Here is a 22,407-nt window from a genome sequence, read left to right as displayed (position 1 = left end):
AATCTGAATACTATTTTTTCATTTATGGATTTCAAATTAATTTAAAGTAGAGGAGAATAACAAAGTGGATCAAAAAGAGCAAAACACGAACATTACAGTCGGGATCAATGAGAAAATCAGCTGGGGAAGGGCCTTTTTACTAGGGATGCAGCATGTTCTCGCAATGGATTTGTATATCGCCCCCATCATCATTGCTGGTTTACTATCACTAGATTCGATGAATACGACATTTTTCATCCAAATGTGTTTTTTGGCAGCTGGACTAGCGACACTCATTCAAACCATTGGCGGGCTGCGCTTGCCAGTTGTTCAAGGTCCTTCGTATGTCCCAATCGGCGCGCTAGCGGCTATTGGAGGCAAACTTGGATTAGGTGCTGTTTTTGGCAGTCTTATTCCAGGGGCATTACTAATTGCGCTCCTTGGATATCCTTTAAAATGGTTTGCTAAAGCTGTTCATAAAATTATTCCGCCACTTGTCGGAGGTACGGTCATTGTCATTGTAGGAATCTCCTTAATGCCCAATGCCTTTAATAGTATTTATCATGCGCCTGGAAATGTCGGACACAATATATTGATTGCGTTTGTATCAGCGGCCGTTTTAATTATCTGTATTCTTCTCGGACGCAAGGCCAAGGGATATGGCACCTTTTTCCGCTTAGTTTCGGTCATTCTAGCCATCGTTGCTGGAACGGTTACGGCGTCCCTATTTGGAACCGTTGATTTCTCCTCTGTAAAAGAAGCATCATGGATTTCGTTTCCGAGCTTTTTCCCATTTGGGAAACCTGTATTTAATTTACAAGCCATTTTAACCATGGTATTTATTTATCTGGTTATCTTAATTGAAACTACAGGGACTTGGTTCGTGGTTTCAACTGTTACTGGAAGCGATTTAGATGAAAAACGATTGAACCGGGCATCCGTCGGTGAAGGGATTGGCTGTTTTGTGGGTTCTCTATTCGGAGGTACCCCTATGACCGGGTATTCTTCAAACGCCGGAATTATTGCGATTACTGGTGTTGCCAGCAGAATGGCGATTATCGCTGCCGGAATCATTCTAGTTGCCTTAGGACTCATTCCCAAATTATCGTCGGTTATTACATGTGTTCCTGAGCCGGTGATTAATGGAATCTTTGGAGTTGTGTGCGTGGCCATTGTCATGAACGGTTTAAAGGTCATTCAACATGTTGTCATCGATGATCGCAATATGATGGTAATCGGAGTTCCCATTCTATTAACAGTAGGTACTATGGTTCTTCCAAAAGAAATCCTATACAGCGTGCCTGATTTTGCAAACTATATCCTATCTTCTGGAACAGCTGTTGGGGCAATTGCGACCGTCCTACTTAATTTAATCATCCCGCAAGAACGAGTAAAATCAGTTCCAACAGGGAAAGAATCGTTGACGTAGGAAAAAAACGAGAGAAGGAGTAGTTATAAAAACTACTCCTTCTTGTTTATATAAAATCACAGGTAGCACCGCTCTAGCTGCTCCCCCACAAATATCCCCAATAAGAGGCAAAAATACAAGTAAAATACATAGACGCACCGTAAATTAAAAACTGGGGGTTTTTCCCACCCTTTATTAGTTGAAGCATCTCATAATTAAAGGTTGAGAAGGTTGTAAAAGAGGCCAAAAAACCGACCGAAAGGAAATTTATTTGATCTTCTGAAAAATGTTTTGCCCCATAAATGAATCCTAAGGCCAAAGAACCTAAGACATTAATAATAAATGTAGCAGTTGGAATCGAAAGGATTGTCCATTTTGAGAAAAGAGTACTAAGAATGTAGCGAGAGATGGCTCCGATAAACCCTCCTGCCCCGATAATCAGAAGTAATTTAACCATGGGCTTAAACTATCCTTTCTCTATTTTCAGTGCAAAAGAATGTCCCAGGTGAACAAAACAATAACCGCCTATGATTGTAAGCAATGTATAAATGGCGCTTGTTTGAACCCCCCAATTTATAAACAGCTCCCATACTTTAACACTAAAAGTAGAAAAGGTTGTAAAGGAACCGATAAACCCTGTTGCAAAGCCGATTCTTACTAATGGGGAAAAACGCTCAGAATTCAATGATAAGAAAAAGCCGATCATAAAACAGCCTAAGAGATTGACCATTAAGATTCCAGAGGAAGGGGGTAGAAAGGTGCGAGAAAGCAAATAATCCACAAAGTACCGCATAATTGTACCTAGCGCTCCCCCCAGGCCTACAACGAAATATACCATTTTCACCACTTCTTTTTTTACTACTATATTCTCGGGTTAGTAAAGAAATGCTTAATGGTATGAAAAATTTCGCTCTACGATATTCCCTTATTAATCACGGTCGATATTATACCATTCTTCTTCCCATTCATCTTCTTCCCACTCACTGCACCATTTATAATTTCTTTTTGCAAAGGTCAGTATGTAGTTTTTTAGCATACTATGTCGAACGTTTTTTTGCTCGTCCGTTAAAGCACCCGCCCAAGCATACGTTTCTATTAAATCATGATAGTCCTTATAAATACGATGGTAAATTTGGTCGAGACGTTTTTTTTGCTCTTCTGTATACTGAATATCCTTTGTACAGTTTAAATCATCTTCCAATTTTTCCGGCATACGTTCTATTTCTTCTACTTCTTTATTCACGTTTGTGAAAGGAGTTTCGGCAAAAGAAGGGATTGCATAAGCCAAATAGAATATGAAAAATAACAGGATAACCACAAATTTCTTTATCATCTATTTTCTCCTTTTTACAAATATGTAAAGTTGCATGTCAAAAATGACATGCAACTTTTTGTTAATTTCTTTTAATCATCATCGTGATCATCACCATGGCCATCATCGTGATCATCATCATCATGATTATCACCATGGCCATCACGTGATCCTTCATGTTCTACCTCAACCACTTTACCTGTCTTGGCATCAATTTCCACCTCATAAATGGAACCGGATTTTTTTATGATGACTTCATAATATTGGCGTCCATCATCCTCTTCTAGCTTAACCTTGACTACTTCCCCTTTTACTTTGCCCAAAGCAATTTCTTTTGCTTGTTTTTCTGAGATGGGGGTGTTTTGTGTCAGTAGTAAATGTGCTGCTTTGGCATGTCCCCCCTGAAAATAGACTCCAAATCCTAGCGGAATTACAAGGGTTAACAACAAGATTAGTTTTTTCAAACTTGAACACTCCTTTTTTATTTTTACTTAGCTTGCGCAAGCAAAACGTTCTTATTCATACGAAGGGGATATTTTAAAATTGGCCAATATGGGATTTGTCCAAAAAGATCCTACAAAACTGGGACAATGCCGTTACACTACGCACAAAGAAAGCACTTAATACAGTAACAGGATTTTTTCAGCTGAAGGGGAGAGGGTAATGGGATAAGTATGTTTTTCAAACCAAAAAAAATAAAAGAATGGGTTCAGGGCAGGAAATTACATCAAACTCAAAAAGTGGAAGAAGAATATATAAATTGGGGACTAGGGGTTGAGGTTCCGTTTTTTTCAAGTTCAAAATTTTCAATTGAAAATAATTCTGTCGCAATTATTGGTTCACAAATCACACATGATCATTCATGGCCCATTAAGTATTCTATCGTAAAACTAAGTAAACTGGGGACTTCAATCAAATACTTTGACAGTGTCGTTTTTTATGGGGATCAATTCGATGGCGAATTCGAGCACACATTTCATCTCCCAAATGGCACTGGTTATCAATTGCTCATATTTAATTATTATCAATATCATTCCATCGGGAGGTTTAGAATGCTCCCCAAAAAATAAATTTGGTTAGGGATTTGTCCTTTTTTATGGGTACCTTTAATTTGCCCACTACCTCAGGACAACTTCTGCATACCTTAAAATAACCTAAATAGGAGTGGAACGCGAAATGTTTAGTTTAACTAGTGCTGAAATAAGCCATTTTCTACTAGCGATGGGATGTTTACTCGCAATGGCTCATTTATTAGGATATATGGCAGAACGAATATACATTCCCCGCGTCATCGGGGAAGTTGCAGCAGGTTTAGTTCTTGGCCCTACGTTACTAGGGCACTTTTTTCCAGATGCGTTTAAATGGCTGTTTCTTGGATTTGCTACGGAGGACAAGTTATTTGGGCTTCTATACCAGTTTGGTTTGTTGATGCTGATGTTTTGTTCAGGGCTGAAATTTCAAACTAGGTTTAACAGGGAAGATATCAAAATTACCTCCGCTCTAGTAATAGGCGCAACCATTCCCGCCTTTGTTGTTGGCTGGTTTGCTGCTGATATTTTTAATATTACCCCATATCTAGGAACGGCTAGTAATCCTTTAGCAATGAAAATAGTAATAGCGATTTCAATCGCTATTACCTCCATACCCGTCATTTCCAAAATCTTCAATGACCTTGGCATCATGCATACTAGGTTTGCAAAAATAGTAATCGCATGCGCAGGATTCCATGATATTATGCTGTGGGTCGCTCTTGGATTTGCCACAGCTATTGCCAGCAACGGTGGTGTTTTCACTGCTGGCACGGCCTTGAAAAGTGTGGGTGTTTCGTTTGGATTTATTATTGGAACCTTTGTCCTAGGGTATTTTCTTTTTAAACGGTTAACCATTATCAAACAAAATATATTATTTAGGTCATCTAACCTCGGGTATTTCTTGTTTATCATGTTTATGCTCTCGTCCCTTGCCGGCAACCTTCATGTAGAAACGATTTTTGGTGCCCTGCTTGCAGGAGTTATTGCCAAAGTGGCTTTACCAAAAGTAGTGTCTGAACGGTTGGAGCAAGGGGTTAGTAATATTTCTTTCTCTTGGTTTATCCCGATCTATTTTGCTACAGTGGGATTACAATTAGATCTTGTCAGACACTTTAACCCCCTTTTCTTCCTTGCCTATTTCTTGTTTGCCACCTTAACTCAAACAGTGGCCGTTTATATCACCTCACGGGCAATTAAGCAGGATCGTTTAACCAGCTTTAACTTAGGGGTAGCGATCAATGACCGCGGCGGCCCAGGAATCGTTCTTTCTTCCGTTGCCTACGCCGCAGGAATTATAAATCAGGAATTCTTTGCAATCCTTGTTATGTTAGCGCTTATTACTTCCTGGATTCCAGGAACGTGGCTTCGGATCGTGGTCAAAAAGAAATGGAGACTTATGCCTGGTGATGAAAATATCACTCCACAGCCAAGAGATGATGGAAAAATTAAATCTATTAATCAATCTGTATAGAAGAGGCTCGGGTCCCCGGCATTTTAAAGTGGCGGAGGACTGAGCCCCATACATAAGTTCACACCCTTATTTCGATTGCAAGGCTTTAACTGGGACTGATGAAAGTTTAACCGATAGCGGAAAGGCTAACAGCAACAGACAAATAATAAAGGCAATAACGCCGCCCCAGCCGTAATTACCCCAGAAAAAGCCGCCGGCAGTACCTGCTATACTCGAACCAGAGTAATAAAAAAACAAATAAAGTGATGATGCTTGTGCCTTGGCTGTTTGTGCTCTCCTCCCTACCCAGCTCGAAGCGATGGAATGGGCTCCAAAAAATCCAAAGGTAAAAATGGCGATACCAATTATTTTTAACACTAACGGCCCCATTAGTGTTAACGCTGCTCCAGTAACCATGATAACCAGGCCAAACCATAACACCTTCCGGCGGCCAAGTGTATCCGAAAGCCGTCCCATCCAGGTTGAACTAAAGGTACCAGTTAAATAAACAATAAAAATCCAGCCGACAATCGTCTGACTCAATTGATACGGGGGTGCCATCAATTCAAAGCCAATATAGTTATACAATGTGACAAAGCTTCCCATAAGGATAAAGGCGATGGAAAATAAACATAATAATGCCGGGTCTTTCAAATGACCAACTAATGATTTAACTAACGTTTTCAGTTTCAGAGGCTTTGGCGTAAAGTATTTGGAGTTTGGCAGATGAAACCAAAACCATAAGCTCAGAACTAAGCTTAGAACACCGATACCTCCCATCGCAATCCGCCATGAAAAGAAGTCGGTAACGGAACCGGTAATAATTCTTCCCGCCATGCCGCCAATGGAATTCCCGCTAATATAAATCCCCATGGCAACTCCAAGACTTTTTGGGTCAACCTCTTCACCCAAATAGGCCATCGCGATAGCCGGCAGCCCCGCAAGAACAATTCCTTGCAGGATACGAAACCCGATTAATGTCCCAAATGTAGGACTGAAGGCAGTAAAGATGACAATAAGGGATGAAAGTAGTAAGGAAACCCCCATAATCGATTTCCTTCCCCATGCCTCCGATAATGAACTAGTAAACAACATTGCCACAGCAAGGGCAAACGTCGTCACCGACAACGTTAAACTCCCGGTTGCTGCCGTAACATGAAATTCTTTTGTAAAAATCGGCATTAACGGCTGTACATCATATAGAATAGAAAACGTAATAAAGCCCCCGCCAAAGAGGGCGAAGTTCGCTTTTCGAAAGGCTGGAGTTCCTTGTTGCAGCTTACTCAAAGAATAGACCTTCTCTCTACTTTTTTACACTTTTTTACTGTACTCCATTAATATAGAAAATTCAAATAGTTTGAAGTACTAATTGATAATAATGCTGGTTCCATTTCTCCTCGTTTTTAACATCTATCTGAATCTTCGCTAAAATAACTTGACAGTCCAGGAATGCTTCGATATCATTTATTCCTATAAAACAAGTCGGAATAATCTCGATAAAAGAATTAGGAGGGAGAAATATGCTTAACTTGTTCATACAAACAGAACTGCAAAAGAAATGGCTGCAAAAATTGCATGAGAAAAAAGAGGAATTTAAAAATAAGTCTGCGGAAATTGATGAATTGGCTATTTTTCCAAAGGAAAATATTCAAGAATTAGTTGAAATGGGCTATTCAAGTATTACGCTTCCAAAGGCATTCGGCGGGGAAGGATTGAAGGTCTATGATATGGTCCTCCTTCAAGAAACTCTTGCAAGTTTTGATGGAACCACAGCCCTTTCTATTGGCTGGAATCTCGGGGTGGTCGGTGAACTCTTCGAAACAAAGCTTTGGGAACAGGAAAAATTGAACCATTTTGCACAGGAAATTCTTAAAGGTGCCTTAGTAAACCGGGCTGTAAGTGAAGCACAAACAGGGAGCCCGACAAGAGGCGGCCGCCCCGGAACAACTGCGATTAGAAAAGATGGTTCATGGGTGCTGACAGGGCGGAAAACATTTACCACTATGTCACCTGTATTAACATATTTTTTAACATCTGCCTGGATTGAGGAAAAACAAAAGGTGGGATTCTTTCTCCTACATAAAGATTTGGATGGATTAACGATTGATGAGACATGGGATGTTATTGCCATGAGGGGGACTGGAAGCCATGATCTTGTTCTTGATCATGTGGTCGTTGATGATTCAAAGCTTGTGGAGCTCCCGTCCACGCCTAGCGGCGGCAAAATAAACGGCTGGATTTTGCACATCCCTGCCTGCTATCTTGGGATTGCTCAGGCGGCACGAGATTATGCAGTTCATTTTGCCAATCACCATGCTCCCAATAGTTTGAACGGGCCAATCAGCCAATTACCGAATGTACAGCAGCACTTAGGGGAAATTGATTTAGAATTAATTCGGGCCAGACATCTACTCTATAGTGTTGCTGAGGCATATGATGACAAATCACGTCGGGATTACATCGAAAACGAACTTGGCGTGGTTAAACATACGGTGACAAACACGGCAATTAATATTGTCGATAAAGCCATGAGAATTGTCGGTGCAAAAAGCCTGCAGCGTAGTAACCCACTGCAACGTTACTACCGCGACGTAAGGGCAGGTCTGCACAATCCGCCAATGGATGATATGACAATTAAAAAATTAGCTCTTTCGGCCATAGAAAGCGAGAAACAGAAAAGTTTGTGAAAAAGGGTAAAGGGTCAGTCCCCCGCTGGTGGAGAGTGACCCTTTACTTTTTTATTTTTGATACTTTGATAACTTAGATGATATGCTTCCACTTTTTCTCTCCTGTGGTTTAGCTTTTAGGTTGGAAGCCCATGATATTCGGGATTCGTATTTCTGGGTATGCTCCTTTTTAACAAGTCCTTGTAAACGTTCTTTGTTTTTCTCGAGCGATTCCTCAAGCGCCTGCATCCTCCGGCTTGGGTATGGCAGGCCAGCTAAAATAGTGGTAATCACGGGGTCGGATTCCGAAATATAGGTTCCTTCAAATAATTCCAGCGGTTCACCAACCCTGGCAAAAATGGATGGTGTATTAATGAGCTTCCCCATGTTCTCAGGCCCTTCATAAATAATGCCAGCGCGAATCACACCTGCTGACTCGACCGGGCAAAAGATAGACGATCCCCAAGATTGCTGGATTTTACTGGCTACATCTGCAGTTGTTTTAGCATCAGTTATCGCAGTTGATGTAATAATCGTGACGCCCCTAGTCCCGAGTATATTCATCAAATCTGTTTCATCAAAATTCCCGTAAAAAGAACTCTTTTTCGTAACTTGCAGCACATTTTTTATTGCTTCCATGGCTTGATGATTAGAAGAAAGGTAGATTTCATGCTTACTGGATTGAGGGTTTATTTTTCGCAGCTGATCATTGTCGATAAGGAACACCGATGAGAGTGAGTCGATTTTTGATATCTGCTCAATACACTCAGCAGCATTAATTCGATTGCCGGCTAATACGTTTCGATCAGGAACAACCGCTATTGCACCGATGTTGATGCCAGGAAGGTTATCTAATAACAAGTCAATTAATAATGGGCTCATCCCCGAGCCCGTACCCCCATCCGTAGAAAAAGCCACGAATAAAAACTTTATGTTTTTAAAAGTATCCTGCACAAAGCTAATGATTTCTCGATAATTTTCATTTACAGCCTTTAACCCAATTGACCGATCCTGCCCAGCACCGTTAAATCCGGGACAGAAATACTTCTTTTCAACCCTCGTATTCACTAAGCCATCGCGTTGGTTCGTATTGATAAGCGCAGTTTGAAATCCCATGCTTGCTGCGATCTCAGCGATATTTCCGCCTGCTTGACCGACTCCCAAGATGCCAATTGATTTCACCAAATCGCCTCCTTTTCTTATAAATAATACTCAGGATTTATTAAATTAGACTTTTCCTTTTAAAATAAACAATAGGCGGTTCTCTTGCTCCCAGATTGGATGTAAAAGAACCGCCCTTACGCATCTAGGCAAGGCACAAGTATTTTAAGAAAGACCTAACTTTTCAATTTGAGAGGAAGGCTAATGATGACGTGAGTCCCTTTTCCCTCTTTACTCTGAATACGAATTTTTCCTGAATGAGATTGAGTAATCCATTTAGCTATAGAAAGTCCCAAACCAGTTCCCTCTAAATGACGAGTTCTTGATTTATCCCCACGGTAGTATCGGTCAAAAATATAGGGAAGGTCGGTATTTGAAATACCAATACCAGTATCGATAATCTCAATGATGGCTCGCGAATTTTTTTTACTGCTTATAACGGAAATTGACCCGTTTTCCTGAGTGTACTTTAGCGCATTATCTAATATGATGACCAACAGTTGTTTTAGTCTCTCTTTGTCACCTGCCATCTTTATTGGATGAATTTCTACTGTTAAATGGATGTTCTTTGGAATAGCGAGTACTTTAAAGTCTTTGACCACTTGATGAAGAATGTCATCTAACTGAATCGATTCGTGAACAATCTGTAATTGCTCGGAGTCCGATCGTGCTAATGTCAATAAATCGGTAGTCATTTTTGACATGTAATTTATTTCTTGAATGGCCTGATGAATCGTCTCACTTTCCTGTTCGATACTATTATCCGGGTGCCGAAATAAATGCTCTAAATTCAACTTCATTACCGAGAGTGGTGTACGTAATTCATGTGAAGCATCTCCCACAAATTGCTGCTGCTTCTCCCAGGATAACTTAATTGGTATTAATGCTTTATTGGCTAGGTAAATTCCAGCTAGTCCTGCGATAAATACACTTAATAGTGATCCAAAACCAATTACAATCAGTAAATGATTTAACATTTCCTTTTCATGCTTTAGGTTGTAAACGATTTGGATATTTTGTACAGGTAAATATTCTTTATCTTTTGAAACAGATATAGTTAATATGCGGTAGGATTCTAATCCAACAGTAATGGATTGAAGTCCCGCCTTATTTATCAAAGGAGAAAAATAGTTGGTATCGTTTGAAGAGATTAAATCATTAGGAATCACTTGGTATAATTTGTTTCCATTCTCCCAAAGAAAATAGACAAATCGACGATTCTCTTCCCGCTCCGGGTTTAATCGGGTTCCTAGTTTCTCCTTTTCATGTAACAGGTGATTTTTCTTTTCTAAAATGCTTTGATCGACTTGATGGTATAAACTATATTGCATATAAAAATAAATCATGGCTCCAAAGACGTTTTGAAGAATAAAAAAGACAAGAGCATTGAGGATAACAAGTCTATATTTTGTTTTTTTAAACATGGTTTGGACTACCCCTTCAACATATATCCCACTCCACGGACTGTCCGAATCAGACGGTCATAGTCAAAAGGAGCTAATTTTTTTCGTAAATAGTGGATGTAAAGATCAACAATGGCATCCGTCGTTTCAGATTCAATTCCCCATACTCTTTGAAATATTTGGTCTCTCGTTAAGATTTGCTCTTTATTTTGAATTAAATATGACAGTAATTCATATTCTTTAATGGTTAACCTTAATCCTTCATGATTAATAAATCCTTCATGCTGATTCGTGTCTAAGAGAATGGAACCATAGGTGATTTTACCTTCCATCCCCAATTTACCTGCGCGCCTGAGCAAGGATCTTACTCTCGCCAAAAACTCTTGTGTGGCAAAAGGCTTCACCATATAGTCATCCCCGCCGAAGTCTAAGCCATGTACTTTATCCTCAATCTGATCCTTGGCAGTGAGAAACAATATAGGAGTTTGAAGGCCCTCGCTCCGTAAATTTTTTATGACGGAAAACCCGTCCATTTTCGGGAGCATAATATCAAGTGTGATCAAATCGTACTCAAGAGATGAGGCCATTAAATAGCCTTCCTCCCCATCTTCCGCTTGGTCCACTTCGTATTGTTCTTCCTCTAATATTGTTGAAATAATTCGTCTTAATGGTAAATCATCTTCTACAACCAACACTCTCATTCTTCCCAACCAGCTCCCTTTAACATTTTTATAGATATAGTCTTCCCCAACTTTTATCCATTAAAATTCCCAAAAAAAGTTGGCGACAATTAAACTCTTATTTACTAAGAACGCGCTGGGATGTTTTTACCCGCTGCTTCCTACGTTCAGCTGACTTTGAAGTTGAGCGTTTGTTTCGATAACTATAAAGATTCCCAATTAACAATCCAATAAACAAATAGGTGAGGCCGCCGAAAATTCCATAAACAATCGTTCCTGATACCGCTGAAAGTAAGCCGAACATGACCTGTTCTTTATACTTAGCTGGTGAAGTTGGCGGATCTGTCAGCATGAAAAGGCCAAAAAATAGGGAGGCATTAATAAATGGAGGTCGAAGCGCATCGGCCGCACTCCCTAAATGGAAGATGCCCATTAGAAAAAGCAACACAAAAAAGGTACCTAGAAAGGAAAAGACTTGTGGAAATTTATTTACTCGTTCCGTTACCATGAAGCCTCCAATCAAAAGTAACAGGATCATCCACCAAGGGAGGTCCCCAAATGAGCCCCACCAGCTTTGCCCTGTATGAAAAATAAAAATGGATAGAAGTAACCCAAAGGCTGCTGGATTAAAAATGGGTTTCTTTTTATAAACCAAAAGATGCTTAGACAAGATGGCGATAACCGATGTACCTGCCACAATAGCCCATGGGGTCGTAACACTCAATATCAACGAAATAATTAACCCTGTAATAACGGTACCATCTCTACTGCTTTTTCGATTTGTCACCTTGGAATAGAGAAAGTCTACCGCTAATGCTACACCTACTGCAATAAGACTATTGACTATGCCCATAATGGTTTTTGATGCAATGGACGCGATTACTAAATAGGTAACCAGAGCCATGGTGACATAGCCCTTTGGTGTCCTCAACCACTTATTTGTTGTCATTTTGAAACCCTCCAGCTTTAACAATTTGTAAATTAGGTGTGATCAACATCCCTTTTACATTTAAGTCCTCCATCAATTTTTTACTTTCTTCTTCACTAAGCAGGAAGGCCGCAGTTGAAAAGGCATCTGCCATCATGGCAAAGGGAGCGATGATACTACAACTGACCCAATCATTGGGTGAGCATTTCGTTTTCGGATTCACTAAATGATGCAAATTTGGTATGGCACGATTCTTACGTTCATAACTTCCTGATGTGCAGATGGCTTCATTGGAAATTTCGATTGTGTCAATTATGCTATTTTTTTGATGCGGATGCTGTATCCCGATTTTCCATGGTTCCCCATTCTCGTCGTGACCTCCTGCATACAGGTCACCGCCAGCATTGACGACAAATCCCTCAAAATCCTTCAGTTCTTGTGCTGCCAAGTCAATCGCAAAACCTTTCGCCACAGCCCCTAAATCTATCACTAAATCCTTTGTTACTGTTAAAGTACGTGCATGGTATTCTAAGACAATATCATGATACGTAACAGAATCAGCAGCAACACTTTCAATAATATCTCCCGTTAAATAATGACGATTAAATCCGTAAACCTCCATCACTTTTCCGACCGTCGGATCGAATAAGCCAGCCGTCATTTTAGATACTTCAATTGCAAAAGAAAGTGGTTCGAAGAGATATGGGCTAATTTCAACCGGGGTACCGACAATTTGGCAAGCTTGCATTAATTCACTTGAAGGGGTAAACCGGCTGCATGCTTGCTCTACTTTTTTGAATGTGTTAAATGCACGGTCTATTTTTTCTTCCGCTTCTTCCTTTGATTTCTCTGTCACAACCTGAATATCCACTACGGTATCCATATACAATCTCGTTTTTTTCATGTTGTTAACCTTCTACGTTCTGTGCTTGGTCAAGTGCATCTTGTATGGCATCGTGGAATGCTTCTGTACTATAAGTTGCACCTGAAACATTTTGCACTTCAGCGCTTTGATTTTGTAGGACTTCATCTGGCAGACCCACTACGTCACTTTCCGAATAGTGCATAGCAAAATCACTAATTTCTACATCCGTGATTTTGTCATTATTAATCGTTACTTGCACCTCAATCGATCCACGTCTATTCATCCCTGTACCCGTATATATACCATCTTGATAAAGGCTATTTGCTTTGATGCTACCGGCTGAATTATTTAACGTACTGCTATTTGTTTGAAAACTATTTTCCTCATGCTGGTTTGGTTGATTTATATTTGCCTGGGATTCTGTCGTAACGAAGCCAGCAGTGTAAACCGCTGCAATAGCTGTAGAACAAAGAATTACCCACTTTTTGTCCATTTTTTTCATTCATAAACCCTCCTACTGCCTATTCATAACTATGAAACAAGATTAGTTTAGCTTAACAATATTAGAATTTTCTTAGAAACTAAAAAAAGTTGGGGTGAACCACCAGTTTGTTCACCTCTCTATCGAACCGGAGTTCAGGACAATTAATTAAGATTACCTTGATAAACAAAAAGTCCTGCTTTTCAAATATGTTGAAAAGCAGGACTTTTTCAATCTTATCGGTTCGGATCCTTAGTGTTAAAAATTTTTATATTTATACCATAAATACCTATAATTTACTTCAAAACAAACTTTATTTAATCATATTTACTTTCCGAAAAAATACAGGGGGTTCTCTTGCTTCTATCTTTGAAGCAAGAGAACCCTCCTATGCTTACTTAACTGTGAATGTCGTTTCCGCTACAGCATCATAGCCACTGCCATAGAAATAAACGAGTTTATAAGTTTTTCCCTCGCTGTATCTTGCAGGATAGGCATTATTTTTTGGATCATACGTGAATGTACATCTTCCACCGGTTACCTTCGCATTCATCCACCAAATTGAGGCCACATTCCCGGGTTTTTCATTCACTTCATAAACCCCTACCCAGTCCCCATTAGAAATCCTCACATTTTCCACAATGACATCCAATTGATCATCGATTCCATTCAACTCGTTTTTTGAAAGAATGATCACTGGCCCTTGTTTTGTTTTTCCCAACACCTTGAGGGAGTTTTGACTTTCATTTGCAAATGCATCAAGCGCAGATACCTCAATTTCATAAAGGGTATTGGACTGCAATCCATAGATATCTAGAGATAAAGGATTTGGAATTGGATCCTTATAAAACTCAGAAAAGGCGAGAATTTCCTTGTCCACTTTCCCTGTCTCCATATTCTTTGCCTTTAGCTTATAATCATGGACAAGCAGATTATCTTTAGCTTGTGTAAGCATGACAGTGAGACCTGCTGCTGCCGTGTCTTCTTCAACGATAGAAATCATTGCATCTTTCGCAAAATATGGAGCTTTTTTGTCGCGATCTTCTGTATATGTAAATTTATTGGGTTTCGCTGGATAGCTGATTTCAAACGGCTCTCCAGTCCAATCATTCTGATGGATATCGCGGCGCTTAATCAAAACCTTATTATGATGCACCTCCACAATCATAGCCTGATTCAGGATATCAGCTCCCTCCGGCACTTCCCCTTGGATTCTTCCAGCGTCTAGCCATAAATAAGCACCGGTCGAAGTTCCGATTGAGGTGAAATCCTTTTGATGGATGATTCTCGGGTCATCTAACGGATAATGGGTATGACCTGAAAATGAAATGACCTGCGGATAAGGTTTTAATGTGTCATAGAAAAGATCTCTATTTTTCGTAAAGCCCCATTCACTTCCATAGATTGTGTCCATAATCGGCTGATGATGGAAGACAAAAATCGGTTTATGCGGATCATCGGCAGCCGCCTGTTTGAGTCGCTCGGCCAGCCAGCCAATTTGCTGCTCGTTAAATGTTCCTTCCGTTACCCCATCCTCTGTACCTAGAATAATAAAATGATAGCCTTTAATCATTTGGTGAAAGTAAATGGATTCCATTCCCGTTTTTTCAAGGAACCGTTTTTGAGCGTCGGCAACGGGCAGGCCATTCCAATAATCATGATTTCCAATGGCAAACATTGAAACAGCCTGCACTTGTTTTTTCACATTATATTCATTGAAAAATTTATCATATTCTGGTGTAAGACCGTTATCTGTTAAATCCCCGACAACGACAAATGCATCCTGATTTGGAGAAATCTGATTCAATTGCTCTAACGTGGTGACAAACTTATCCAACGTTTGATTATTGTTTGATTTAATATGTACATCACTAATAACCGGAAAAACTAAATCTGGCTTCGTTCCATTAGAATTCATAACCGACGAACTAGAAACGGCACTAACCGGCAATCCCGTAAGCGAGTTTACTAGTGCAGCACCAACAGCAGCGCCGACTACCATCGTTGTTTTTTGCAAAAAGTCACGGCGGTTCATTTCCTTTCGGCTTGAAGATTGTACTACTTCGTCCACTATTTTTACTTCCATGATTTCCGCTCCTCCATTCCAACATTATAAAGCTGCATGAATACTCTTTTACTACATACTACTTAACAATCATTGAGCCAATGTTAAGTGCAGGTAGGAATTATGTAAATTCCAAATAAATGTTCTGGAGAGTACTTTCACAAAAACAGGTTATGCAAACTCTTGTTCACCAGCTATTTCAAGGAAAAATCATATACACCGATCATCTCTTCATTCGTTAGCAAAATCATATCAGTATGAATATAGCTAGATCCTAAAATTATTTGCAAGTTTTCGTATTTAATAGAGTTAGCTTTGAGTAAAGTATCGTCCTCGATATATATGTAAATGGTAAAATTCTCTTGTAAAAACATAAAAAATTCATCTGCTGCTATTCCTGACTTTTCGATATATTCACTATCAAATTCTATAAATCCGATGGCGGAGTCACATTTTTTCAATAATTCAGACATACCATTTAAGACGAATGCCTCATATCCCTCAACATCTACTTTAAATAGGACTTTCCCAGACGTCATATCATGAGCAAATAGAGAATCAATGGTAATGGTGCGTACAGCCACCATTTCAATCCTATTGTGAGATGGCATATAAGAAGCCGATGAAGTCCCTGACCAGTGTTGATCAATATAAAATTCTTTTTGTTCATCCTCTTTATCAGATGCTAGTGCATGAATGATGGTGATCTGCCGATTATTCGGATGTTTCTCCTTGGATCGATTAATGTATTCCAATAAATGATGATTTGCCTCAACTCCATATATTTTTGTATGTTCCGGATAGCTGGTAGAAAATATACATTCACCATAATTTACACCAACATCTATCACCAGATCTGGGTGCCAAGTTTCTATTGATTTTTCCCAAAAGTAGAAAAGCCTGTTTTGGGTAATCCCTCCACTTATCAATAACGCCCTGCCGCGATTTTCATTAGAATTCACATAAATAACCGTTGAAGATGGTAAGACCACTTTATTTGGCAGTTTATCAATCTTTAATGTTTTATATTTAAGTAAAATTCCGATGTCAATTAACAACCTCCAGATAATAGGATGTTCCTCCCACATTTTCATAAACAATGGCTTACGAACGAAATTTTTTTTTGAAATCAAGATGTGTGTCCTCCTGCTTATTGTTTTTTATTAATGGAAAGTTCTCTTTAATTTATGAAAGTCCTACTATGGATAGATTGATTTACAAAAAATTAACCTGATTGACCTCAGCTTCATCATCCGTTTACAAAATGTTTTATGATATGAATCATTTTATACGTGGGACGATTATACAGAAAAGGAGCGAATGATGTTCGCCCCTTTTTGAAAAAGTGTGATTCGTAAATACCTTCTTTCTTCTAATTCAGTTCTTTAAGAACAATTTTTGTTTACTTGTACTGACTTTCTAATAATTGTACCCTGCGATACAGCTCCCTATTTATAGGCGTAGGTACACCATGTTTTTCACCTAATCTCACAACCGTACCGGCAAATAAATCCACTTCGCTGGACCGTCTCGCTTCTACATCTTGAGCCATTGAAGGTTTTCCTTCCGGGCTTAATGTGCCCATGACCTTCAGCCAATACTGTAAATCTTCTTCCGTTAACCGAGCCCCTTCTTTTTCCGATAGTGCCATTACCTCACTCATCGCAGAAATCATCATATCCCTTGCTGGTCCATCCCTTTGTACCTCACCGTAATCGCTTCTATACACAGCAACAGTTTGATTGACCCCTACGTTCAACATGAATTTCCCCCATTGCCTTCTAACCATATTGGTGTCCACCTCATAGGGAACTTCCATTTTTTCAAAAAACTTAGTCAACCTCTTAACCTTTTCAGAGACATAGCCAGGTTCCCGTTCACCAAAGCAAATCATGCCCATATGATCATAAGTTAGCTGATTCCCTACTTTTACAGCGTCCATCCCTTGTGCAACACTATATAAGACTTTATCCATTCCGTAAGCTTCACTAATAATTGCTTCACTTGATATGCCATTCAAAAGGGATAAAATAATCGTGTTTTCTCCAACATGATGCTTCACCACTTGGATTGCATCCTCCAAACCATTAAATTTAACGGCAAAAATAAGCAAATCTGCTGGTTCGCAAACTTCTTCAGGGGTAACGTAATGGAAATGACATGGTTCTCCATTACAATACACATTGTCCGCTTCATATCTCTTGATTCGATCTTTATCAGCAATGATTCGTAAATCCTTTTTCTGCATTTTCTTAGCTAAATGATTTCCGAATAAAACTCCTAATGCCCCAAGCCCTATAATTGATACTTTTTTTATTGTCATATCGCTAATTCCTTTCTTCTTTATATAAAAATAGTTATAACAATTTTAGCATTTTTAATGAAATAAAAAAGCAAGCAGATTGGTCTATAAAAAACCAATATCTCCTTGCAAGTCACACTAATTGATATAGTTATCAGTTAACCTAAAACTACCTTGTTCTTTTCTTTAGCAATTTCTGCTGCCACATCGACGATCATATCCTCTTGACCGCCAACGACTTTCCGTTTGCCTAACTCTATTAAAATATCACGGGAATCAACACCGAATTTAGCAGCCGCACGTTTTGCATGAAGGGCAAAGCTGGAATATACACCCGCATAGCCAAGCGTCAGGCTGTCTCTTGTAATTTCTTGCGGCACTTGTAAAATCGGTGCAACAATATCTTCAGCTAAATCCATCATTTTATATAAATCTACCCCTGTTTTAATTCCCATCCGTTCACAAACAGCAATTAATACTTCTGTCTGCGTATTACCAGCACCGGCTCCCAAACAACGTGCACTGCCGTCAATACGAGTCGCACCTTCTTCAATCGCTGCAAGCGTGTTGGCCATGGCAAGCGATAAATTGTTATGGCCGTGGAAGCCGACATTAACACCTATGGATTGTTTAAGGGCGCGGATCCGTTCACGAACCTGATCTGGAAGAAGATAACCTGCTGAATCCACAACATAAACGGTATCAGCCCCGTAACTTTCCATTAATTTTGCCTGCTCGACAAGTTTGTTAACTGGAGCCATATGGTTCATCATTAAGAAACCAACTGTTTCCATACCTAGTTCTTTCGCATAAGCAATATGCTGCGGTGCCACGTCTGCTTCGGTTACATGTGTTGCAATACGGGCCATTTTAGCCCCTAATTTAGCCGCCTCTTTTAATTCATGCAATGTACCAATCCCAGGTAATAGAAGAACAGCAATTTTTGACTTATCTGCAACGGACACGGCCGCTTCAATTAACTCCAATTCATTTGTCCGGGAAAGACCATATTGTAAGGAAGACCCTGCTAAACCATCTCCATGTGATACTTCAATATAAGGAACATTTGCATCATTCAATGCTTTTGTAATGTTAAGTACCTGGTCTACTGTGAATTGATGATTGATTGCGTGGCTTCCGTCTCGTAACGCTACCTCAGTAATGAGGATATCTCTTTCATTTGTCATGATTTATTTACCCCTTTCTACAGCTCAAACTGTTTCCTTCGCTACTAGTTTTTTCGCAAATGCCTCTGCAATTTTTACACCAGCTGATGTCATAATATCAAGGTTTCCTGCATATACAGGCAGATAATCGCCAGCACCTTCTACTTCAAGGAAGATTGATACTTTATTTCCGTCAAAAATAGGTTCTGTGCGGACACGGTAACCTGGGACATATGATTGAACCACTTTCTCCATTTCACTTATTGATTTCCGGATTGCTTCCTCATCCATTTTGCCTTCCTCGACAAGCGTATAAACGGTATCACGCATAAGGATTGGCGGTTCAGCAGGGTTTAAAATAATAATGGCTTTTCCTTTTTTCGCACCGCCTACAACTTCAATCGCACGTGAAGTTGTTTCTGTGAACTCATCAATATTTGCTCTTGTGCCAGGACCGGCACTCTTACTTGAAATAGTCGCAACGATTTCTGCATATTCTACTGGAGCAACCCGGTTAACCGCGTGAACCATTGGGATGGTCGCCTGACCGCCGCAGGTAATAAGGTTGATGTTTTCTTTATCCAAATGATCTTCGATGTTGACAGCGGCACAAACATACGGCCCGACAGCTGCAGGAGTCATATCAATTACTTTTATTCCTGCTTCTTTTAACACTTTTGCATTATAAAGATGCGCTTTTGCTGAGGTGGCATCAAACACAATATCCGCTTCTAATTTTGGATCTGCTAAAAATCCGTCAATCCCTGTATCAACCCCTGCATACCCTAATTCTCTTGCACGGCGTAATCCGTCTGATTGTGGATCAATCCCAATCACAGCAGTGAGTTCTAACAATTCAGAACGTCCTAATTTGATCATTAAATCTGTTCCAATATTCCCTGAGCCAAGAATCGCAACTTTTACTTTTTCCAACATGTTTCTCCTCCTATTTTTAAAAATATTTATTAAATCCTATGTGTTAATAACCTTTATAGCCTAAGCAATTTGAGATCTCGGCTGCTGCCCGCTTAATTCCCTCAATCACTTTTGGAAGACGGTTTTCATCCAGCCTTATTTTTGGCGCGGCACAGCTGATTGAAGCGATTACATTTCCTTGATAATTGAATATTGGTGCAGCAATGCATTTAAGCCCTAACTCAATTTCCTCATCATCGACCGCGTAACCGTTTTCACGTATGGCAGGTAAATGATGTTTAATCTCTTCTTTATTTGTCACTGTATACTTTGTAAATGATTCTAAAGCTTTGGATGATAAAATTCTTTCAGCCTCATTTTCATCCAAGTAGGCAAGAATGGCTTTTCCTACGCCCGTACAATGAAAAGGGGCCCTTTTTCCAACATGGGAGTAGATCGTAAGGGTTCTAGCTCCTTCTACCTTTTCAATGTAAAAAAGTTCATCCTTTTGCCGGGTAACTAAGTGAACGGTTTCATTTAGTTCATCCACTAAATCTCTAATAATAGGCTTTGCAATATCACCTATGTCGAGGTTTTTCCCCACAAAATTTCCAAGTTCAAAAAGTTTGAGCCCTAGCTTATACTTCAAATCTTCCGGATTTTGCTGCAGGTACCCTCTATGCTCCAAAGTCTTGATAATTCCGTGAACGGTGCTTTTGGATAGATTTAGTTCCTGACTAATTTCTTTGATGCTTAGTTCCGGTTTCAATTTCAAAAATATTTCAAGTATATCAGCCGATCTTTCAATTGATTGGATTAATCGTTCTGCCACAACCATCCTCCTCTTGTTCGACATTATCGAATGGCGTTCGCAAATATTACTAACACTCTTATCGTACATCTCGTTTATTATTATGTCAATAATCAAAAATAAAAAATGAACCCGCTTCCATTTTGGAAATTAGGCTCATCTAAATAGTTTTATACCTATTCACTTTTATTCTCAATACATTCGACTAAATAATCTCAAATTGTTTAAAACCAGTCGTGTCCGGTAAAAAGTCTAATGTTTTCTGATTAAAATAATGGCACTCACCTTGATCAATAATAAAATGCATTTCATCCAAAGTTACTTCTGTGTCGTTCGGCTGAATCGATTCTTCCAATGTCAATTTTACCTTCATAAAGCAACTTTTCCGCATTTGCAGGCGGATATATCGTTTTAACTCTGTTGAGTTCAATCTGTTTTGCAGCTCCATTTTTGCCGCAGTCGTTACAATAAACATATAATCAGTCCTTTTATTAACCATTGTTGTGACTATTATATCGAATTAGAATTGGTTGCAGCAATAATAGGTCACATATTACACACTTCTTTGCTACTAAGTTCTGGTTTTGAATTCAAAAATAATTCAAGTATATCAGCCGCTCTTTCAACTGATTGAATAAAACGTTCTGCCATAACCACCCTCCTATAGTTCGTCATTAACGAATAGCTTTCGCGGATTTCACTACATCCTTATAGTAACTTTATCCGTACCATTGATAATAAAACAATTAAGTTTAATACATACAACCTAGTAACAGAAGAAGTAATTGAACATGTTATGGACACTTATGTAATTCCGCAGGCGACTCAAGAATTAAAGACAAACTGGGAGAAACGCCTGCGTAATAAGAGTGCTTGACACCAATGATCGTAACTACCCACTATATTAAGTAATTCTGAGGAAGCAAGAAGCCGTCCCCTTGCTTCCTTACTTAGATGATCACTGTCACATCAAGTTTCCAATTAAAAAGTCCGCAACAGATTATCAATGGACGAATGTTATTTATTAAGGTTAACTAGTTCTAAATATGCAATACTAACAAATAGTACAAAAGAGAGGATGTTCAAAAATGCCAACCAATTTTTACGAAAAACAAAATATACGTCATCTGAATAAATTAAAGGATTTAGCTCCTGAACAATCTCAGGCATTTGCTGAATTTAATAATGCCGTTTTTCAGGAGGGCGCCCTTAGCAATAAGGAGAAAGAAATTATTGCCGTAGCCATTACGCATGTAACCGAATGCCCCTATTGCATTGATTCCCATACTAAGAGTGCCAAAAAGGCAGGTGCTTCTCTTGAAGAATTGGCAGAGGCAGCATTTGTCACAGCTTCAGTAGAAGCAGGCGGAGCCGTCACCCATAGCACCCATATGCAAAACGCTGCCGATCCGGAAGCTGAGGATGCTCTTTATCTTCGATCAAATCTAAAAAAATTGAGTACCTTAGGTAGAAATGCCCATGTAGGATTTAGAGGCTATTCTCAATTTAGTGCAGCAGCTATGAAGGAAGGGAAATTAAGTGCTAAATTCAAAGAAATCATTGCGGTCGCAGTAGCCCATGCTACACAATGTCCATACTGTATTGATGTCCATACGAAAAACGCTGTAAATGCCGGTGCCACAAACCAAGAACTTTCGGAGGCCGTACTCGTTACCTCAGCATTATTAGCTGGGGGCGCCTACGCACATATATCGAATATGATTGAAAGTTATGGAGAATAAATAATCTCAAATTGTTTAAAACCAGTCGCATCCATTAAAAAG

The 22,407-nt window shown here is 39.4% G+C and carries 24 protein-coding genes; 6 read left to right on the top strand and 18 right to left on the bottom strand.

Features of this window, described 5'->3' with window-relative positions:
* Nucleotides 1-64: 64 nt before the first annotated feature.
* Nucleotides 65-1,408, top strand: a complete 1,344-nt coding sequence (locus BABA_RS14335; protein WP_007085919.1) for a nucleobase:cation symporter-2 family protein — start codon at nt 65-67, stop codon at nt 1,406-1,408.
* Between the two features lie 73 nt (nt 1,409-1,481).
* On the opposite strand, the gene BABA_RS14330 is transcribed toward BABA_RS14335, so the two are convergent.
* The 4 genes from BABA_RS14330 to BABA_RS26080 form a co-directional block, all read right to left on the bottom strand.
* Nucleotides 1,482-1,844: a fluoride efflux transporter FluC gene (locus tag BABA_RS14330; protein WP_007085918.1), complete on the bottom strand. Its 363-nt coding sequence runs from the start codon at nt 1,842-1,844 to the stop codon at nt 1,482-1,484.
* 9 nt (nt 1,845-1,853) lie between these two features.
* Complete coding sequence (locus BABA_RS14325; RefSeq protein WP_007085917.1) at nt 1,854-2,225, bottom strand: fluoride efflux transporter FluC; 372 nt, start codon at nt 2,223-2,225, stop codon at nt 1,854-1,856.
* A gap of 90 nt (nt 2,226-2,315) precedes the next feature.
* On the bottom strand, nt 2,316-2,720 hold the full coding sequence (locus BABA_RS14320) for a hypothetical protein (protein ID WP_007085916.1): 405 nt from the start codon (nt 2,718-2,720) through the stop codon (nt 2,316-2,318).
* A 71-nt stretch (nt 2,721-2,791) separates the two neighbouring features.
* Nucleotides 2,792-3,163: a PepSY domain-containing protein gene (locus BABA_RS26080; RefSeq protein WP_007085915.1), complete on the bottom strand. Its 372-nt coding sequence runs from the start codon at nt 3,161-3,163 to the stop codon at nt 2,792-2,794.
* Between the two features lie 210 nt (nt 3,164-3,373).
* Here BABA_RS26080 and BABA_RS14310 point away from each other — a divergent pair, with 210 nt between their 5' ends.
* Both BABA_RS14310 and BABA_RS14305 read left to right on the top strand, forming a co-directional pair.
* Nucleotides 3,374-3,769 (top strand): hypothetical protein, encoded by a 396-nt coding sequence (locus BABA_RS14310; RefSeq protein WP_007085914.1) that lies wholly within the window; start codon nt 3,374-3,376, stop codon nt 3,767-3,769.
* A 106-nt stretch (nt 3,770-3,875) separates the two neighbouring features.
* Nucleotides 3,876-5,201 carry a cation:proton antiporter gene (locus BABA_RS14305; protein ID WP_007085913.1) on the top strand — a complete coding sequence of 442 codons (1,326 nt, stop codon included), beginning with the start codon at nt 3,876-3,878 and terminating at the stop codon, nt 5,199-5,201.
* A 66-nt stretch (nt 5,202-5,267) separates the two neighbouring features.
* Here BABA_RS14305 and BABA_RS14300 read toward each other — a convergent pair whose 3' ends face one another.
* A complete protein-coding gene (locus BABA_RS14300; RefSeq protein WP_007085912.1) occupies nt 5,268-6,467 on the bottom strand; it encodes an MFS transporter in 1,200 nt (399 codons plus the stop codon).
* Nucleotides 6,468-6,700: 233 nt separating this feature from the next.
* Between BABA_RS14300 and BABA_RS14295 the strand changes: the two genes are divergently transcribed.
* Nucleotides 6,701-7,867 (top strand): acyl-CoA dehydrogenase family protein, encoded by a 1,167-nt coding sequence (locus tag BABA_RS14295; protein ID WP_007085911.1) that lies wholly within the window; start codon nt 6,701-6,703, stop codon nt 7,865-7,867.
* Nucleotides 7,868-7,918: 51 nt separating this feature from the next.
* On the opposite strand, the gene BABA_RS14290 is transcribed toward BABA_RS14295, so the two are convergent.
* From BABA_RS14290 to BABA_RS14230, 13 genes are all read right to left on the bottom strand, one after another.
* Nucleotides 7,919-9,028 (bottom strand): FtsZ/tubulin family protein, encoded by a 1,110-nt coding sequence (locus BABA_RS14290; RefSeq protein WP_007085910.1) that lies wholly within the window; start codon nt 9,026-9,028, stop codon nt 7,919-7,921.
* 155 nt (nt 9,029-9,183) lie between these two features.
* The gene (locus BABA_RS14285) at nt 9,184-10,431 is read right to left on the bottom strand and encodes a sensor histidine kinase (protein ID WP_007085909.1); all 1,248 of its coding nucleotides are present in this window, start codon (nt 10,429-10,431) and stop codon (nt 9,184-9,186) included.
* 8 nt (nt 10,432-10,439) lie between these two features.
* Nucleotides 10,440-11,111, bottom strand: a complete 672-nt coding sequence (locus tag BABA_RS14280; protein WP_007085908.1) for a response regulator transcription factor — start codon at nt 11,109-11,111, stop codon at nt 10,440-10,442.
* A gap of 97 nt (nt 11,112-11,208) precedes the next feature.
* Nucleotides 11,209-12,039, bottom strand: a complete 831-nt coding sequence (locus tag BABA_RS14275) for an RnfABCDGE type electron transport complex subunit D (RefSeq protein WP_007085907.1) — start codon at nt 12,037-12,039, stop codon at nt 11,209-11,211.
* Entirely contained in the window at nt 12,026-12,922 is an 897-nt protein-coding gene (locus BABA_RS14270; RefSeq protein WP_007085906.1) for an FAD:protein FMN transferase, read from the bottom strand. Before BABA_RS14270 ends, BABA_RS14275 begins: the two co-directional genes overlap by 14 nt.
* A gap of 4 nt (nt 12,923-12,926) precedes the next feature.
* Nucleotides 12,927-13,385 carry an FMN-binding protein gene (locus tag BABA_RS14265; RefSeq protein ID WP_007085905.1) on the bottom strand — a complete coding sequence of 153 codons (459 nt, stop codon included), beginning with the start codon at nt 13,383-13,385 and terminating at the stop codon, nt 12,927-12,929.
* A 373-nt stretch (nt 13,386-13,758) separates the two neighbouring features.
* Nucleotides 13,759-15,450 (bottom strand): metallophosphoesterase family protein, encoded by a 1,692-nt coding sequence (locus BABA_RS14260; protein ID WP_007085904.1) that lies wholly within the window; start codon nt 15,448-15,450, stop codon nt 13,759-13,761.
* A 173-nt stretch (nt 15,451-15,623) separates the two neighbouring features.
* The gene (locus BABA_RS14255; RefSeq protein ID WP_007085903.1) at nt 15,624-16,562 is read right to left on the bottom strand and encodes an FkbM family methyltransferase; all 939 of its coding nucleotides are present in this window, start codon (nt 16,560-16,562) and stop codon (nt 15,624-15,626) included.
* 269 nt (nt 16,563-16,831) lie between these two features.
* On the bottom strand, nt 16,832-17,752 hold the full coding sequence (locus tag BABA_RS14250) for a ketopantoate reductase family protein (RefSeq protein WP_007085902.1): 921 nt from the start codon (nt 17,750-17,752) through the stop codon (nt 16,832-16,834).
* Between the two features lie 137 nt (nt 17,753-17,889).
* Nucleotides 17,890-18,918, bottom strand: a complete 1,029-nt coding sequence (gene dmpG / locus BABA_RS14245; RefSeq protein ID WP_007085901.1) for a 4-hydroxy-2-oxovalerate aldolase — start codon at nt 18,916-18,918, stop codon at nt 17,890-17,892.
* Between the two features lie 24 nt (nt 18,919-18,942).
* Complete coding sequence (locus BABA_RS14240) at nt 18,943-19,830, bottom strand: acetaldehyde dehydrogenase (acetylating) (protein WP_040346480.1); 888 nt, start codon at nt 19,828-19,830, stop codon at nt 18,943-18,945.
* Between the two features lie 46 nt (nt 19,831-19,876).
* Entirely contained in the window at nt 19,877-20,650 is a 774-nt protein-coding gene (locus tag BABA_RS14235; RefSeq protein WP_420805995.1) for an IclR family transcriptional regulator, read from the bottom strand.
* Between the two features lie 178 nt (nt 20,651-20,828).
* On the bottom strand, nt 20,829-21,098 hold the full coding sequence (locus BABA_RS14230; RefSeq protein WP_007085898.1) for a hypothetical protein: 270 nt from the start codon (nt 21,096-21,098) through the stop codon (nt 20,829-20,831).
* 219 nt (nt 21,099-21,317) lie between these two features.
* On the opposite strand from BABA_RS14230, the gene BABA_RS28515 reads away from it, so the two are divergent.
* Nucleotides 21,318-21,500: a DUF5381 family protein gene (locus BABA_RS28515; protein ID WP_162138367.1), complete on the top strand. Its 183-nt coding sequence runs from the start codon at nt 21,318-21,320 to the stop codon at nt 21,498-21,500.
* 211 nt (nt 21,501-21,711) lie between these two features.
* A complete protein-coding gene (locus BABA_RS14225) occupies nt 21,712-22,365 on the top strand; it encodes a carboxymuconolactone decarboxylase family protein (RefSeq protein WP_007085897.1) in 654 nt (217 codons plus the stop codon).
* Nucleotides 22,366-22,407 lie beyond the last annotated feature (42 nt).

The organism is Neobacillus bataviensis LMG 21833, from assembly GCF_000307875.1.
Taxonomy (GTDB): domain Bacteria; phylum Bacillota; class Bacilli; order Bacillales; family Cytobacillaceae; genus Neobacillus; species Neobacillus bataviensis.
This window is presented reverse-complemented; position numbering and strand designations above follow the sequence as displayed.